At 71.2% G+C, this 15797-nt stretch carries 14 protein-coding genes; 10 read left to right on the top strand and 4 right to left on the bottom strand.

Annotated elements, in window-relative coordinates; all coding sequences use genetic code 11:
- The first annotated feature begins 59 nt into the window (after nt 1-59).
- Entirely contained in the window at nt 60-1247 is a 1188-nt protein-coding gene (locus OG900_19660) for a hypothetical protein (GenBank protein WUH92106.1), read from the top strand.
- A gap of 90 nt (nt 1248-1337) precedes the next feature.
- Nucleotides 1338-2549 carry an FG-GAP-like repeat-containing protein gene (locus OG900_19665; protein WUH92107.1) on the top strand — a complete coding sequence of 404 codons (1212 nt, stop codon included), beginning with the start codon at nt 1338-1340 and terminating at the stop codon, nt 2547-2549.
- Nucleotides 2550-2578: 29 nt separating this feature from the next.
- On the opposite strand, the gene OG900_19670 is transcribed toward OG900_19665, so the two are convergent.
- Nucleotides 2579-3013, bottom strand: a complete 435-nt coding sequence (locus tag OG900_19670) for an ATP-binding protein (GenBank protein ID WUH92108.1) — start codon at nt 3011-3013, stop codon at nt 2579-2581.
- 251 nt (nt 3014-3264) lie between these two features.
- Here OG900_19670 and OG900_19675 point away from each other — a divergent pair, with 251 nt between their 5' ends.
- The 4 genes from OG900_19675 (at nt 3265) to OG900_19690 (ending at nt 7631) form a co-directional block, all read left to right on the top strand.
- Complete coding sequence (locus OG900_19675) at nt 3265-4116, top strand: helix-turn-helix transcriptional regulator (protein WUH92109.1); 852 nt, start codon at nt 3265-3267, stop codon at nt 4114-4116.
- Nucleotides 4117-4125: 9 nt separating this feature from the next.
- Nucleotides 4126-4317: a hypothetical protein gene (locus OG900_19680; protein ID WUH92110.1), complete on the top strand. Its 192-nt coding sequence runs from the start codon at nt 4126-4128 to the stop codon at nt 4315-4317.
- A 90-nt stretch (nt 4318-4407) separates the two neighbouring features.
- A complete protein-coding gene (locus OG900_19685; GenBank protein ID WUH92111.1) occupies nt 4408-4599 on the top strand; it encodes a hypothetical protein in 192 nt (63 codons plus the stop codon).
- 260 nt (nt 4600-4859) lie between these two features.
- On the top strand, nt 4860-7631 hold the full coding sequence (locus OG900_19690) for a tetratricopeptide repeat protein (GenBank protein ID WUH92112.1): 2772 nt from the start codon (nt 4860-4862) through the stop codon (nt 7629-7631).
- A 79-nt stretch (nt 7632-7710) separates the two neighbouring features.
- Here OG900_19690 and OG900_19695 read toward each other — a convergent pair whose 3' ends face one another.
- Both OG900_19695 and OG900_19700 read right to left on the bottom strand, forming a co-directional pair.
- Nucleotides 7711-8673 (bottom strand): pirin family protein, encoded by a 963-nt coding sequence (locus OG900_19695; protein ID WUH92113.1) that lies wholly within the window; start codon nt 8671-8673, stop codon nt 7711-7713.
- 104 nt (nt 8674-8777) lie between these two features.
- On the bottom strand, nt 8778-9158 hold the full coding sequence (locus tag OG900_19700) for an SseB family protein (protein ID WUH95841.1): 381 nt from the start codon (nt 9156-9158) through the stop codon (nt 8778-8780).
- A 250-nt stretch (nt 9159-9408) separates the two neighbouring features.
- Between OG900_19700 and OG900_19705 the strand changes: the two genes are divergently transcribed.
- The 4 genes from OG900_19705 to OG900_19720 all read left to right on the top strand — a co-directional run bounded on the left by OG900_19705 (nt 9409) and on the right by OG900_19720 (nt 13944).
- Nucleotides 9409-11235 carry an acyl-CoA dehydrogenase gene (locus OG900_19705; protein WUH92114.1) on the top strand — a complete coding sequence of 609 codons (1827 nt, stop codon included), beginning with the start codon at nt 9409-9411 and terminating at the stop codon, nt 11233-11235.
- A 112-nt stretch (nt 11236-11347) separates the two neighbouring features.
- Nucleotides 11348-12643 carry a M18 family aminopeptidase gene (locus OG900_19710; GenBank protein ID WUH92115.1) on the top strand — a complete coding sequence of 432 codons (1296 nt, stop codon included), beginning with the start codon at nt 11348-11350 and terminating at the stop codon, nt 12641-12643.
- A 34-nt stretch (nt 12644-12677) separates the two neighbouring features.
- Nucleotides 12678-13661 carry a helix-turn-helix domain-containing protein gene (locus OG900_19715; protein WUH92116.1) on the top strand — a complete coding sequence of 328 codons (984 nt, stop codon included), beginning with the start codon at nt 12678-12680 and terminating at the stop codon, nt 13659-13661.
- A 46-nt stretch (nt 13662-13707) separates the two neighbouring features.
- Nucleotides 13708-13944 (top strand): hypothetical protein, encoded by a 237-nt coding sequence (locus OG900_19720; GenBank protein ID WUH92117.1) that lies wholly within the window; start codon nt 13708-13710, stop codon nt 13942-13944.
- 13 nt (nt 13945-13957) lie between these two features.
- Here the strand turns inward: OG900_19720 and OG900_19725 are convergent, their stop codons facing one another.
- Nucleotides 13958-15793 carry a thioredoxin-like domain-containing protein gene (locus OG900_19725; GenBank protein ID WUH92118.1) on the bottom strand — a complete coding sequence of 612 codons (1836 nt, stop codon included), beginning with the start codon at nt 15791-15793 and terminating at the stop codon, nt 13958-13960.
- Nucleotides 15794-15797 lie beyond the last annotated feature (4 nt).

The raw sequence follows: 15797 nt of genomic DNA on the forward strand, positions 1-15797 counted from the left end.
CACAAGCTCCAGTCATTCAAGCACCACGGCCCACCGGAACAGCGAAAGAGGCACACCACATGTCCAGTACCCGTAACAGCGGCAAGCGGATCTCCCGTCTCCTCGGCATCGCCACCACCGTGGCTCTGGGCGGGGCGCTCCTCGCTCCCGCCGCCCACGCCGACAGCCCGGGGGCGCCGCTGACGGTCGCGGTCAGCGACGTCACGCACCACGCCATGAACCGCGGAAGCGGCACGAACAGCTTCGTCCTGACCGTCACCAACACCACCGGCACCACGCAGCCGTTCGCCGGCAACGCCCTCGTGTGGCCGAACGGCAGCGGGCCGAGCCCGATAGAGGTCGGCCAGATCCACACCGAGGTCACCCCCGTCAGCGCACCCGCCACCGACCTGGCCGTGGAGGGTCAGATGCCGGGCCTGATCGCCGCGTTCTTCCCCCACGGCGGGAACCGGTTGACCAGCAGCTTCCAGATCCCCGCCGGCGCCGACTACAGCTGGAAGATCACCGTCGGCGCCGCAGCGGACTTCCCCGGCAACGACGACGGCCTCGACGTCGAGATCAGCTCGGCCCAGGTCCACTTCGACATCGGGCCCGCGCTCCCCGACGGCCACGTCACCGAGAAGTTCGACCACGCGGCCACCGTCACGCCCCGCAAGCCCGGGGAGACGACCCTGACGCTCAGCAACGGAGCGGGCGGCAAGTTCACCAGCCCGCTGAGGACCAGGATCTACCTGGACTCGGCCGTGCCCGGCCTGAAGCTGCAGTACCGCAGCGGCGGAAAGTGGGTCCCGGCCACGACTGTCGAAGACGGCTCCCTCTGGATGCTCCCCGAGATCCCCGCGGGCTTCGCCTACCGGCAGACGCACAGCTTCCCGCTGCGCTTCACGCTCGAAGGGCAGCCGGCCGGCCCGCGCGATGTGAGCGTCTACGCGCAGCTGATCCTGGGCGACGCGCTCTCCGGCACGAACGCCCAGACCACCCTCCACCTCACGTCGGCGGCGAAGCCGACTTCCACGCCCACGTCGGCGCCCTCCTCGGCACCCGCGTCCGCGCCCGCGCCGGCGCCCTCCGCCGCCGTGAAGACGTCCGGCTCCCAGGGCGCCACGTCCGGCAGCTCCACGCCGGACACCCAGCTCGCGCACACCGGCTCGTCGCACACCGGCCTGCTCGCCGGACTCGCGGGACTGCTCGCCGCGACAGGCGCCTTCCTGGTCTTCACGGTCAACCGCCGCCGCCGCAGCGCCTGACGGGGAACCCGTTACTGCCGCCGACAGGCCTGGCGCTAGGTTGACCTGGCGCAAGTGCGCTCATGAAGCTCGTATTTGGGGGGGCTTTTCATGCGGATGTCCATCCGCGTCGGCCTGGTCGCGTCCGCGGCACTGGGCTTGATCACCACATTCATGGCTCCGGCCCAGGCCGCGACCGGCTACGACCGCTGCCCGAAGGGGAAGCTGTGCTTCTTCGACGGCACAGGGGGCTCCGGCACGATGACGACGTATTCGGGCAGCACCCCGGCCCTGGGGGGCATGGACCGGCACGCGTCCTCGATGGCCGACAACACGTCTTTCCCGTACGTCTGCCTGTTCACCGACCCGGACTACCAGGGCGCCGACATGGTGGGGGTGGGGCCTCTCACCCCCTTCAACCTGAGCTTTCTCGACGGCCCGACCAAGTGGAACAACAACGTGCGGTCGGTGAGGCTGTCCAACAGCCAGGCCGACTGCATCAACGGCCCCGCGTACACGCCGTGGAAGAACTGGGGCACGATCCCGGCCCGGCCCGCGCAGGCGTTCGGCGACCTCGACGGCAACGGGCAGGCCGACGTCCTGCAGGTCGCCCCCGGCGGGACGATGTTCCTGCTGCGGGGGGACGGCACGGGCACGCGCATCGGTGGCGGCTGGAACGCGATGACCGCCCTGACCCGGCACGGCGACTTCACCGGCGACGGTATGGAGGACCTGCTGGCCCGGGACAGCGCCGGGGTGCTGTGGCTCTACCCCGGGAATCCGGAGGGCCACTACGACAACGACGGGTGGGACGGGTTCGGCAAGCGCGTCCAGGTCGGCGGCGGCTGGAACGTGATGCGGCAGATCGTCGCGACCGGTGACCTCAACGGCGACGGCAAGGACGACCTCGTCGCCACCGACACCGCCGGCGCGGAGTGGTTCTACGCCGGCAAGGGGAACGGCACCTTCGTCGGCCGGGTGAAGACCGGCGCGGGGTGGACGGCGATGAACACCCTGCTCGCGCCCGGCGACCTCAACGGCGACGGCAAGGCCGACCTGGCGGCGCGCGACACCGCCGGGCACCTGTGGTTCTACCCGGGCACCGGCAAGGGCGGCATCGTCGGCGCCCGCTCCATGATCGGCTCCGGCGGCTGGAACAAGTTCAAGCAGCTGGTGGCACTGGGCGACTTCTCCGGCGACGGCAAGAACGACCTGCTGGGCGCCGCGACGGGCGAACTCGACCTGTACAAGGGCCTCGGCAACAGCCAGGTGGCCAACGCGGTGCGGCACACCGCGCAGAACGTGACCAGCACGTTCGCCTGACGGCGGGTGGCGGCGGCGGTCCCGGCACGTCACGCCGGGCCCGCCGCCAGGCCCGCCGCCGGGAGCGCCAGCCCGGCCACGACCGACTTCCCGCGCCAGGACCGCGGTACGACCGCCCAGGCGTCGGCGAGCGCGTCCACGAGCAGCAGCCCGCGTCCCGACTCCGCGTCGGGCCGCGGGCCGCGGTGCGCCACGGGCTCGCCCGTCCCCGGGTCGGAGACCGCCAGCCAGTAGTGCCCGTCGGTGGGCCACAGCACGAGCTCGACCACCTCGTCCGCGTCGGCGCACGCGCCGTGCCGGATGGCGTTGGTGACCAGCTCGCTGGTGATCAGCCCCAGCTCTGCGTGCAGTTGGGCCGGCAGCCCGTACGGCAACGCCTCCACGACCGCGTGCCGCGCCCGCCTCACGGACTCGGGGTGCGCGGGAAACCGCCAGAGGGCGGGCACGACGGGGATCTCGGGCATGGCGGAACTCCCTTACGGAGGTGGTGGTTTCATACGCCCCGCCGGTGGCATGCCGCCCTGGTCGCGAGCCCACCCTTCCCAGGACAGAAGGGCAGGCTCACGCGGTGCGCTTCCGGCGTCGCGGTGCGTAGTGCGCTGGTACTACCGTAGAGGGGTGGTGCCATATTTGCCATCCGTATCGTCAGAATGGCCTCGCGCGAGTGCCTATGCTCGTAGCGGCACGCCAGCGAAACGCAGCGGGAAGGAGCGGCATGGCCGCGAGAACAGTCCTCACCGAGCGACAGAAGCGCCTGGCAAGCGAGCTGCGCAAAATCCGTACCGCTGCGGGGATGTCCGCGGAGTACGCGGCCGGGCTGCTGGGTGTCGACCGGAGCCGCATCTCCAACATGGAGTCGGGCGTGCGAGCGATCAGCGCCGAGCGGCTGCGCACGTTGGCCTTCAACTGCGACTGCACGGACGAGGCTTACGTCAACGCCCTGGCGGAGATGGCCGAGCCAAAGGAACCTGGTTGGTGGGAGCGGTACAGGGGCAGCCTGCCCCAGGGGTTCCTCGACATCTCGGAGGCGGAGGCAAGCGCCGTACGGTTGCGCGGTGCCAACACCGTCCACGTGCCGGGCGTGCTCCAGACACCGGAGAACGCCATGGCCATCTTCCGAGCCGTCGTCCCCCGACTCCCCGAGCACGAGGTCGCCCTCCGCCTGGCCCACAGGTCGGAACGCCAGCAGGTGGTCACCGGCGACGAGGCGGTCCCGTACCTCGCCGTGATCCACGAAGCGGCGCTGCGTATGCAGTTCGGCGGACCCGAGGTGGCCCGCGCCCAACTGGACTACCTGCTCGCGGTCTCCGAGCGCGCCAACGTCACGGTGCTCGTCCTCCCCTTCTCCCAGGGGGCCTTCCCCGGCGCGGGGCATACCGTCGTCTACGCGGAAGGCCCCGTCCCCCAGCTCGATACAGTGCAGGTGGACAGCTCCCACGGTCCGGTCTTCTTGCACGCCGAGGCGCAACTCGCGAAATACCGAGCCCAACTCGACCTGTTGGAAGAGTTGTCCTTGTCGCCGGAGCGTTCCCGCGACGCCATCCGCGAGATCACGCGCGAACTCTGAGGAGCCCCGATGTCCGACATCACGTGGGAAGCCCCCTTCTGCGGGGAAGGCAGCTCATGCTTCCGCATCGGTACAGACGCGGACGGCAACGCGTACATAGCCGTCGCGGGCCAGGAGGACCACTACCTCACCGACTCCCGCGAAGCGCTCCGCACCCTGATCACCGAGATCAAGTCCGGCAAGGCCGACCACCTGCTCTAGCCCGCGGCGCGCGAAGTGCGTCCCACACCGCGGCCGCGCCGCTCCCGCGACCTCATGCACGAGATCGCGCACCAACCCTGAGGAGCCCCGATGTCCGACATCACCTGGGAAGCCCCCTTCTGCGCGGAAGGCAGCTCATGCTTCCGCATCGGCACGGACGCGGACGGCAACGCCTACATCGCCGTCGCAGGCCAAGAAGACCACTACCTCACCGACTCCCGCGAAGCGCTCCGCACGTTGATCACCGACATCAAGTCCGGCAAGGCCGACCACCTGCTCTAGGCCGCCGCCGCGAGATCGCGGAAGCATGCCCTCCCCGCTACCGGGTGATCGGTGAGCCTCTCCCCGCGCTCCGGTCACGGGCAGGCACATCGCGCCGGCCTGGGTCGGCGGCTTCGCAGCCCCCGGGTCGAGACGCGCTGCGCTGAGCCCCGCGCACGCCCCCGCCCGGCCGGGAGAGGGCGGTTTGCGGGAGTTCGCGCGAAGGGTGGGCCGGGGGGCTTAGCGTGGGGCTTCGCGGGATCGGGGCAGGGGGTGGCCAGGTGGGCGAGGGCCGGCTGGGTGTGGTGCTGGTGCACGGGATCAGGTCCGGGCCGAAGGTGTGGGATCCGCTGCGGAAGCTGATCGCCGCCGACAAGGAGCTGGGCTTCGCCCGGACGCTGGCCTTCTCGTACGCGACCGGGCTGAAGCGGGTGCATCCGCTGCGGGTCTTCCCCGGCATCGACACCGCCGCGGACAGCCTCAGGGAATACCTGGCCACCGAGGCGGGCGGGTACGAGCACCTGGTGCTGGTGTCGCACAGCCAGGGCGGGCTGGTCGTGCAGCGCTGCCTCGCGCGGATGCTCGGCGACGGGCGGGGGCGCGAACTGGCCCGCGTCCGGCGGGTGGTCATGCTGGCCTGCCCCAACAACGGCTCGGAGCTGTTCCTTTCGCTGCGCCGCACCGTGCTCGGGTCCGGCCATCCGCAGGAGATCCAGCTGCGGCCGCTGAACGAGCAGGTGACGCACACCCTGCGCACGGTGCTGCGGGACGCGGTGAACGCCACCTCGGTCACCGACCGCACCTGCCCGATCCCCTTCTCGGTCTACGCCGGGGAGAGCGACGGCGTCGTACGCCCCGCGTCCGCGCAGAGCGTCTTCCCGGACGCGGCCGCGCTGCCCGGCGACCACTCGACCATCCTCAAGGCGACGACGGCCGAGCACCGGACCTTCACCACGCTGCGCCGCCTCCTGCTGGCCGCCAAGGGCGAGGACCGCTCGTTATCCGACGAGCCCGCCGAGGCTCTGGCAGGCCTGCCGCCGCGGTCGCGTACCTTCACCGGCCGCGAGGAGGACGTACGGGCGCTGCTCGGGCTGCTCGCCCCCGGCAGCGGCGGGCAGCGGCCCGTGCTGTTGCAGGCCGTGGCGGGGATGGGCGGGGTCGGCAAGACCGAACTGGCCCTCCAGACCGCCGAGCGCGCGCTGCTGGAACCGGACTGGTTCCCGGGCGGCGCGCTCTTCACCGACCTCAACGGCTACGACCCCGACCCCGCCCGGCGGGTCAGCGCCGCCGACGCGCTCGACGGTTTCCTCCGCACCCTGGGCACACCCGCCGGCGACATCCCGCCGGGGGTCCACGCCCGGTCCGCGCTGCTGCGCTCGGCCCTGAACGCCCGCACCAGCCGGGGCGAGCGGACGCTGCTGGTCATCGACAACGCGGGCAGCGAGGAGCAGGTGCTGCCGCTGCTGCCGGGCGACGGCGTCACGCCCGCCCTGGTCACCTCGCGCAACACCCTCGCGCTGGGCGCCCGGGTCCACAGCCTCGACGTGCTCGACCCCGAGGCCTCGGCCGACCTCATCCGCCAGGAGCTGCACCAGGCACTCGGCCCGGCCGACACCCGCACCGCCGACGACCCGGGCGCCACCCTGGACCTGGCCCGCCTGTGCGGGGGGCTGCCGCTGGCCCTGCGGATCACCGCCGCGCTGCTGGTCGACACCCCGCGCCGCCCGGTCGCCTCGCTCGCCGACGCGCTGCGCGCCGGGCACTCCCGGCTCGACCACCTCAGCCGCGCCGACCGGGCGGTCCGCGGCGCGTTCGACCTGTCCTACCACCACCTGACGCCCGCCCAGCAGCGCCTCTTCCGCCTGCTGCCGCTCAATTCCGGCCCCGACATCTCCACCACCGCCGCCCACCACCTGGCGGGCGACGGCGACGAGGCCACCACGGAGCACCTGCTCTCCGACCTGGCGGCCGCCCACCTCATCGAGCCCGCCCCCGTCTGGGGCCGCTGGCGCATGCACGACCTGCTGCGGCTGCACGCCGACGAGCACGGCCGGCGCCGTGCCGCCGACGACGACCGGGAGGCGGCGGTCGGCCGCCTGCTGGACTACTACCTGGCGACGGCGCGGTCCGCCAACCGGCACCTGGCCCTTTCGAGCAGCGAGGCCGCCTCCGAGGTCTTCGCCGACCGCCGACAGGCCCTTGCCTGGTTCGACGCCGAGCGGACCAACCTCACCGCGGCGGCCACCTCCGCACCCGCCGGCCATGCCGCGTACACCGATCTGATCTTCGCCCTGGCCAGATACTTCGACTTCCGCCGGCACTTCGACGACTGGGCCGTCCTTTCCGCCCAAGCGGCGGAGTTCTTCCACCAGACCGGCGACCGCCCCAACGAGGGTCGCGCGCTGAACAGCCTCGGCCTCGCGCTGGAAGAGCTGCACAGATACGACGAAGCCATCGCCGCCCACAACCAGAACCTGGAAATCTGCCGCCAAACCGGCAACCGCCGCAGCGAGGGCGGCACGCTGAACAACCTCGGCTTGGCCCTGCGCCGTGCCGAGCGTTACGACGAGGCCATCACCGCCCTCGACGCGGCCGCCGAGATCCACCGGGAGACGGGCGACCGCCAAGGAGAAGGCCAGGCCCTCAACAACCTCGGCCTCGTCCTGCGCGCCGTCGGCCGCTACGACGAAGCCATCGCCGCCCACGACCAGGACCTGGAAATCTGCCGCCAAACCGGCGACCGCTACGGCGAGGGCCAGGCCCTCAACAACCTCGGCCTCGTCCTGCGCGCCGTCGGCCGCTACGACGAAGCCGTCGCCGCCCACAGCGAGGACCTGGAAATCTCCCGTCAGGCCGACGACCGCTACGGCGAGGCCCAAGCCATGGGCAATCTCGCCTACTCCCTGTGGAGGCTGCACCGGTACGACGAGACCGCCGCGGCCTTCGCCGCCGCCGCCGAACTCTTCCGCGAGAGCGGCGACCCCGACAAGGCGGCCGAGGTCCTCGCAGCGATCGAAGAGGTGCGGCGGCAGCAGCGGAACGGCCAGGCGTAGGAGCCGCCTGGCCGTCGTACCGCGAAAAGCTCACCCCGAGCTCGGGAAGCTCAGCCGGGAAGGCCGAGCCCTCGGAGACTCACCGCCCGTAGGGCGAGTCCGCCGGGATCGTGCCGAGGCGGCCGGCCTGGAAGTCGTCGAAGGCCTGCGCCAGCTCGGCGTGGGTGTTCATCACGAACGGGCCGTACTGCATCATCGGCTCGCGGATGGGGAGCCCGCCGAGCAGGACGAACTCGAAGTTCGCCGAGCGGGAGTCCTGGGTCTCGGCGGCGCGCACGGTCAGCGTGTCGCCGGGGCCGAAGACGACCGACTGGCCCATGGCGAAGGGGCGCGACTGGGGGCCGGCGAAGCCGGTGCCGGCCAGGCCGTAGGCGAGGGCGTTGAAGTCGGGGCGCCAGGGGAGGGTGACCGAGGCGCCGGCGTTGAGGGACACGTGGGTCATGGTGATCGGCGTGTGGGTGGAGCCGGGGCCCGTGTGGCCGCCGATGTCGCCGGCGATGAGCCGGATGAGGGCGCCGCCGTCCGCGGAGGTGAGCAGCTTCAGGCCGCCCGCCCTGATGTCCTGGTACTTCGGGGCCATCATCTTGTCGGCCTTCGGGAGGTTCACCCACAGCTGGAGGCCGTGGAAGAGGCCGCCGCTGAGGACGAGCGACTCCGGCGGGGTCTCGATGTGCAGCAGACCGGACCCGGCGGTCATCCACTGGGTGTCGCCGTTGGTGATGGTGCCGCCACCGCCGTGCGAGTCCTGGTGGATGAAGGTGCCGTCCATGATGTAGGTGACGGTCTCGAAGCCGCGGTGCGGGTGCCAGGGGGTGCCCTTGGGCTCGCCGGCGGCGTAGTCCACCTCGCCCATCTGGTCCATCATGATGAACGGGTCGAGCTGGCGGTAGTCGATGCCGGCGAAGGCGCGGCGGACCGGGAAGCCCTCCCCTTCGAGCCCGCTGGGCGCGGTGCTGACGGCGAGCGCCTGACGGGGACGGCCGTCGGCGGGTGCGGTGACGCGCGGCAGGGTCAGCGGGTTCTCTACGGTCACGGCGGGCATGGGGGGCCTCCTTGGGGGATGTTCCGATTCCAATGTAGTTGAAGTCTGAACATCTAGCAACGCGTGACCATTCCCTCACCCACCATGGGGAGGCGAAGAGGGACCTAGCCGTACATCCGGCGCATCGTGAAATCGACCATCTGCTCGACCGCCTTCGCGTCGAAGACCATCCGGTGCTGGCCGTCGATGTCGAGCACGAAGCCGTAGCCGGTCGGCAGCAGGTCGAGCACCTCGGCGCCGGTGATCACGAAGTACTTCGACTCCTTGCCGGCGTAGCGCCGCAGCTCCTTGAGCGAGCTGAACATCGGGATCACCGGCTGCTGCGTGTCGTGCAGCGCCAGGAAGCCGGGATTCTCGCCGCGCGGGCAGTAGACCTTGGAGGTGGCGAAGATCGCCTGGAAGTCCTCGGCCGACAGCGAGCCGGTGGTGAAGGCGCGTACGGCGTCGGCGAGGGACGGCGGCGAGGGCTCGGGGTAGCCGGACATGGGCGCAGGTCCGCCGGGGGCCGCGCCTTGGCCGGGATTCACGCTCTGGTCGTAGCCGTACACGGGCCCTAGCGTAACGGTGACGGGCGGGACCCACGGGGGAACGGTCGCGAACCGGCCGCCCGGGGACGAGGAACCCGTCACATCCGCCCGTCGGGGGTTGCTTCTTATTACTGACGGGTAGCATCATGTGGATACAAATCTCGTGTCATTTCAAGAGTGACTGCAGCAGCGATACGGAGCCGTCGTCATGGGCCACTACAAGTCGAACCTCCGCGACATCGAGTTCAACCTCTTCGAGGTGCTCGGCCGCGACCAGCTCTACGGCACGGGTCCGTTCGCCGACATGGACGCCGACACGGCCAGGGACGTGCTGGCCGAGCTGACCCGGCTGGCGGAGAACGAGCTGGCCGAGTCCTTCGCCGACACCGACCGCAATCCGCCGGTCTTCGACCCCGACACCAACACCGCGCCGATACCCGACACGTTCAAGAAGAGCTACGCGGCCTTCATGGACGCCGAGTACTGGCGGCTCGGCCTGCCCGAGGAGATCGGCGGCACCACCGCGCCCCGCTCCCTGATCTGGTCGTACGCCGAGCTGGTGCTCGGCTCGAACCCGGCGATCTGGATGTATTCGTCGGGCCCGGCCTTCGCCGGCATCCTCTACGACGAGGGCACCGAGCAGCAGAAGAAGATCGCCGCGCTCGCGGTCGAGAAGCAGTGGGGCTCCACCATGGTCCTCACCGAGCCCGACGCGGGCTCCGACGTCGGCGCGGGCCGCACGAAGGCCGTCAGGCAGGACGACGGCAGCTGGCACATCGAGGGCGTCAAGCGCTTCATCACCTCGGGCGAGCACGACATGTCCGAGAACATCATCCACTACGTGCTGGCCCGCCCCGAGGGCGCGGGACCGGGCACCAAGGGCCTGTCGCTCTTCATGGTGCCGAAGTACGAGTTCGACCCGGAGACCGGCGAGTTGGGGGCGCGCAACGGCGTCTACGCCACCAATGTCGAGCACAAGATGGGCCTGAAGGCCTCCAACACCTGCGAGATGACCTTCGGCGACCGGCACCCCGCCAAGGGCTGGCTGATCGGCGACAAGCACGACGGCATCCGGCAGATGTTCCGGATCATCGAGTTCGCCCGCATGATGGTCGGCACGAAGGCCATAGCGACGCTGTCGACCGGGTATCTGAACGCGCTGGAATATGCCAAGGAGCGGGTCCAGGGCCCCGACCTGGCGCAGTTCATGGACAAGGCCGCGCCCAAGGTGACGATCACCCACCACCCCGACGTGCGCCGCTCGCTGATGACGCAGAAGGCGTACGCCGAGGGCATGCGCGCGCTGGTCCTCTACACCGCCTCCGTCCAGGACGCGATCCAGGTCGCCGAGGCCACCGGCGCCGACGCCAAGCAGCTGAACGGGCTGAACGACCTGCTGCTGCCGATCGTCAAGGGCTACGGCTCGGAGAAGTCCTACGAGCAGCTCGCCCAGTCGCTGCAGACCTACGGCGGCTCCGGCTACCTGCAGGAATACCCGGTCGAGCAGTACATCAGGGACGCCAAGATCGACACCCTCTACGAGGGCACCACCGCGATCCAGGGCCAGGACTACTTCTTCCGGAAGATCGTCCGCGACCAGGGGCAGGCCCTGACCGCGCTGAGCGAGGAGATCAAGAAGTTCCTCGCCGAGGCCACCGGCGGGGCGGAGCTGGCCGACGCGCGCGACCAGCTCGCGAAGGCCGCCGCCGACCTGGAGGCCATCGTCGGCACCATGCTGACCGACCTGGCGGCCACCGAGCAGGACGTCCGCTCGATCTACAAGGTCGGCCTGAACACCACCCGGCTGCTGCTGGCCTCGGGTGACGTCGTGGTCGCCTACCTGCTGCTGCGGGGCGCCGGGGTGGCGCTGGACAAGCTGCCGTCCGCGTCGCAGAAGGACACCGCCTTCTACACCGGCAAGGTCGCCGCCGCGAAGTTCTTCGCGACGAACATCCTGCCGGGCGTCGGGGTGCAGCGCGCGATGGCCGAGGCCGTCACGCTCGACCTGATGGACCTGCCGGAAGAGGCCTTCTGACGCAGGTCCTGTGCCGGGTTCGTGCGGGGTTCGTGCCCGGTTCGCGTCCGGTTCGTGCCGGGTGCCGCCACCGACGAGGTGGCGGCACCCGGCGTTTTCTATGCTGGCCGGTATGAGCAAGCCTCCGCGCACTTTCGACCGCACCCACACCGACGACCTCGCCGCGTTCGTCCAGGCGGCACCGTCCCCGTACCACGTGGTCGCCACCGTCGCGGCCCGGCTGGAGAAGGCCGGTTTCCGCCGGGTCGCCGAGACCGACCCCTGGGACGCGGAGGCCGGCGGGCGGTACGTCCTGCGCGGCGGCGCCGTCATCGCCTGGTACGTCCCCGAGGGCGCACCCCCCGAGACGCCCTTCCGGGTGGTCGGCGCCCACACCGACTCGCCGAACCTTCGGGTCAAGCCGCGCCCCGACATGGGGTCGGCCGGCTGGCGGCAGGTCGCGGTCGAAATCTACGGCGGCCCGCTGCTCAACAGCTGGCTCGACCGCGACCTGGGCCTGGCCGGCCGGCTGTCGCTGCGCGACGGCTCCACCGCCCTGGTCGACGTCGGCCGCCCGCTGCTGCGGGTCGCCCAGCTCGCCGTCCACCTCGACCGCGGCGTCAACGACAACGGGCTCAACCTCGACCGCCAGCGGCACCTCCAGCCGCTGTGGGGCCTCGGCGACGCGAACGACGGCGACCTCATCGACTTCCTCGCCGCCGAGGCGGACCTGGACGCCGACGACGTCGCGGGCTGGGACCTCATGGCCTACGACGTGCAGCCCCCCGCGTATCTGGGCCGCGACCGCGAACTGCTCGCCTGCCCGCGGCTGGACAACCAGCTGTCCGTGCACGCCTGCACGGCCGCGCTGCTGGCCGCCGTCGGGGCCGGCGGCCTCGACTTCATCCCGGTGCTCGCCGCCTTCGACCACGAGGAGAACGGCAGCGGGTCCGACACCGGCGCGCAGGGGCCGCTGCTCGGCAACGTGCTGAAGCGCACGGTCCACGCCCGCGGCGGCACCTACGAGGACCGGCTGCGGGCACTGGCCGGCACCGTCCACGTCTCCTCCGACGTCGGCCACGCGGTGCACCCCAACTACGCCGAGAAGCACGACCCGACGCACCACCCCCGTGCCAACGGCGGCCCCATCCTCAAGACCAACGTCAACCAGCGCTACTCCACCGACGGCGTCGGCCGCGCCGTCTTCGCGGCGGCGTGCGAGACCGCGGGCGTACCCTTCCAGCACTTCGTGTCCAACAACGCGATGCCCTGCGGCACGACGATCGGGCCCATCACCGCGGCCCGCCACGGCATCAAGACGGTCGACATCGGTGTGCCGATCCTGTCCATGCACTCCGCCCGCGAGCTGTGCGGAGCCGACGACCCGGCATACCTGGCGGCCGCGCTGACCGCCTTCCTGACCGTATGACCGTGTAGACAGCCGAATCCCCGGAGTGGGCGAGATGCTCAGCGAGACGATTTTCCGCAGTGACGACCTGCCGGCGTCGGAGAGATTCGACGCCTGGGAGGCGGTGATGAGCCGGACCAACTCGCCCATGCACCTCACCAGCGCCTACGCGGCCGACTACCAGGCGCACCTGCGGCTCATCACGCTCGGCGAGGTGACGCTCTGGCCGGCCACCTACCAGCCGCTGGTCTTCCTGCGGACCCCGAGGCTGATCCGGCAGTCCGACCCCGAGCACTGCCACCTCTCCCTCGTCGTCCGCGGCGACGCGGTGGTGACCTGGGACAGGACGGAGGCCGAGTACGACACGTACGACATCTTCACCAACGACACCTCGGTGCCCTACGAGATCGCGACAGGCACGGAACCGATCACGTCGATCGGCATCGAGGTGCCCAAGGCGCGGCTCGGCCTGCCCTGGGACAGGGCCCGGCTGGCGATCGGGCGCCCGATATCGGGGCGGGAGGGGATAGGCGCGCTGCTCGCGCAGTTCGTCACGCAGGTGACGAACGACAGCGGTGCCTACGGCCCCGCGGACGCCTACCGCCTGGGCGGGGTCCTCTGCGACCTGGTCACCGCGATGTTCGCCAACGTCGTGGAGGCGGACACCGCCCTCCAGCCGGAGACCCGGCACCGGGCCCTGCTGCTCAGCGTGAAGGCCTTCGTCCGCAAGAACCTGCACGACCCCGACCTGACCCCCGGCTGCATCGCCGCCGCGCACTACATCTCGCCCAGCCACCTGCACCGGCTCTTCAGGACCGAGGGCACCACGGTGGCCGCCTTCATCCGCGCCCAGCGGCTCCGCTGCGCCCTGCGCGACCTCGGCGACCCGGCGCTGGCGGCCACGCCCGTGCACATCATCGCCGCCCGCTGGGGCTTCAAGGACCACGCCACCTTCACCCGCGCCTTCCGCGCCGCCTACGGCGCCGCGCCCACCGACTACCGCCACGGGGCGGACGTTTCAGCGCTCGACGCGGGGTAGGCGGTGGGTGAGTACCACTCAACTCCCCCCTCTGGAGGCGGACATCGTGGGTATCGGAGGGTGCATCATCCTGATCGCCGTCGGTGCGATCATCACCTTCGCGACGGACTGGCACGCCAAGGGTGTCAACATGGACCTGCTCGGCCTGATCATGATGGCCGTCGGCGTGATCGGTATGGCCGCCTATGTGAGCATCTTCAAGCGGCGCAGGATCCCCCCGACCGCGGACGGCGACGTGCCGCCCGTGGTCGAGGAGCGCTACTACACCGACCGGCGCTACTGAGCACCGGCGGTCACTACCGGGCGGAAGGCGCGTCCATCCCTGCCAGGACCAGCGCGAGCCGGCTCTCCCCGGTGTCGGACAGCCGGACCGGGACACCCCAGTCCTGCTGGTGCACATGGCAGGCCGGGTATTCGTTGGCCGGGTCGTCGTCGCAGGACGCCGCCATGGCCGAGACATGCAGGACGCCCTCGCTCACGGACGGGTCGAGCACCAGGTCACGGAAGAGGTCCGTGCCCTTGCCGGCGCCGTCCGCGAGCAGGTCCGGCGGGGTCGAGCTGACCAGCAGCCGGGTCGACGGGCCGTAGCGCTCGTCCAGCTTCTGGCCGGCGGGCGCCGAGAAGACCACGTCGAGGCGGAAGGCACCGGGCGCCACATCGGTGGCGGCCCGCTGCGTGCGGTGGGCGACGGCCTCCACGCGCACCGCCTCCTCCGGCAGGCGCATCCGGGTCAGCTGGTGCCGCGCCGACTCCACGACCACGATGTCGCCGTCCACCACGGCGGCGTCCGACGGCTCGCGCAGATCGGTCGCCAGCGTGCTGACCTCGCCGCTCGCCGGGTCGTAGCGGCGCAGCGCGTTGTTGTACGTGTCGCTGACCGCGACCGAGCCGTCCGGCAGTCCCGTGACGCCGAGCGGGTGCTGGAGCAGCGCCTGCCCGGCCGGGCCGTCGCGGTGGCCGAAGTCGAACAGGCCGGTGCCGACGGCCGTACGGACGACGTACCCCTCGCCGTCGGTGGCCCGCTCCACCCAGCGCAGCGCCGACGTCTCGGAGTCCGCGACCCACAGCCGGTCCCCCGCCGCCGCCAGCCCCGAAGGCTGCGCGAACCAGGCGTCGGCGGCGCGGCCGTCGACCAGGCCCTCGTTGGTGGTGCCCGCGGCGACCTCGACACGGCCGGTCGCCGGGTCGTACGCCCACAGCTGGTGCACACCGGCCATCGCGATCCACACCCGGTCCTCGAACCAGGCCACGTCCCACGGCGAGGACAGGTCCACCTCGCGCGCCTCACCGCCGGTCGGCGAGCCCTGCCACCACTGGCAGCCGGTGCCGGCCACCGTCGTGACCCGGCCGCTGTCCAGGTCGAGGCGCCGCAGCGCGTGGTTGACGGTGTCCGCCACGATCACGCTGCCGTCGGGCAGCATCGCCAGGCCCTGCGGCTCGCTGAAGCGCGCGGTCGCCGCGTCCCCGTCGGCGAAGCCGCGCTCACCGGTGCCGATCCGGCGCACGACGCTCTCGCCGTCGGCGGCCAGCTCCACCAGGGCATGCCGCGTCGAGTCCGACACCAGGTAGTGTCCCGAGCCGGGCAGCGCCAGCATCTTGCCGGGGAAGCGCAGATCGGTCGCGACCGGCTCCGGCGGCACGTACACGCCCTCGCCGCGCCGCAGGGTGCCCTTCGCCCCGTGCTCGACCTCCAGGTCCGTCACCAGCTGCTCCAGCGCGTGGGCATGGCCCTCGCCGGCGTGCTGCGCGACCACGTAGCCCTCCGGGTCGATGACCACCAGCGTCGGCCAGGCCCGGACCGCGTACTGCCGCCAGGTCGCCAGCTCAGGGTCGTCGAGCACCGGGTGGTGCACCTCGTAGCGCTCGACGGCGTCCACCACCGCCTGGTGCTCCGCCTCGTGCACGAACTTCGGGGAGTGCACACCGACGATCACCACAGTGTCACGATGGCGCTCCTCCAGCTCCCGCAGCTCGTCGAGAACATGCAGGCAGTTCACGCAGCAGAAGGTCCAGAAATCCAGGATCACGATGGATCCGCGCAGGTCGGCGAGGGTGGGAGTGGCCTCGCCCGTATTGAGCCAGCCGCCCTTGCCCACCAGTTCGGGCGCCCGGACGCGTGCACGTGCAGTCATGTGT

Source organism: Streptomyces sp. NBC_00433 (genome assembly GCA_036015235.1).
Taxonomy (GTDB): Bacteria; Actinomycetota; Actinomycetes; order Streptomycetales; family Streptomycetaceae; genus Actinacidiphila.

Excerpts from the sequence above, each read along its gene's own strand:
- OG900_19665 (WUH92107.1), top strand. The coding sequence starts at position 1,338 with ATGCGGATGTCCATCCGCGTCGGCCTGGTCGCGTCCGCGGCACTGGGC.
- OG900_19705 (WUH92114.1), top strand. The coding sequence starts at position 9,409 with ATGGGCCACTACAAGTCGAACCTCCGCGACATCGAGTTCAACCTCTTC.
- OG900_19660 (WUH92106.1), top strand. The coding sequence starts at position 60 with ATGTCCAGTACCCGTAACAGCGGCAAGCGGATCTCCCGTCTCCTCGGC.
- OG900_19695 (WUH92113.1), bottom strand. The coding sequence starts at position 8,673 with ATGCCCGCCGTGACCGTAGAGAACCCGCTGACCCTGCCGCGCGTCACC.
- OG900_19680 (WUH92110.1), top strand. The coding sequence starts at position 4,126 with ATGTCCGACATCACGTGGGAAGCCCCCTTCTGCGGGGAAGGCAGCTCA.
- OG900_19670 (WUH92108.1), bottom strand. The coding sequence starts at position 3,013 with ATGCCCGAGATCCCCGTCGTGCCCGCCCTCTGGCGGTTTCCCGCGCAC.
- OG900_19685 (WUH92111.1), top strand. The coding sequence starts at position 4,408 with ATGTCCGACATCACCTGGGAAGCCCCCTTCTGCGCGGAAGGCAGCTCA.
- OG900_19715 (WUH92116.1), top strand. The coding sequence starts at position 12,678 with ATGCTCAGCGAGACGATTTTCCGCAGTGACGACCTGCCGGCGTCGGAG.
- OG900_19710 (WUH92115.1), top strand. The coding sequence starts at position 11,348 with ATGAGCAAGCCTCCGCGCACTTTCGACCGCACCCACACCGACGACCTC.
- OG900_19675 (WUH92109.1), top strand. The coding sequence starts at position 3,265 with ATGGCCGCGAGAACAGTCCTCACCGAGCGACAGAAGCGCCTGGCAAGC.
- OG900_19725 (WUH92118.1), bottom strand. The coding sequence starts at position 15,793 with ATGACTGCACGTGCACGCGTCCGGGCGCCCGAACTGGTGGGCAAGGGC.
- OG900_19700 (WUH95841.1), bottom strand. The coding sequence starts at position 9,158 with ATGTCCGGCTACCCCGAGCCCTCGCCGCCGTCCCTCGCCGACGCCGTA.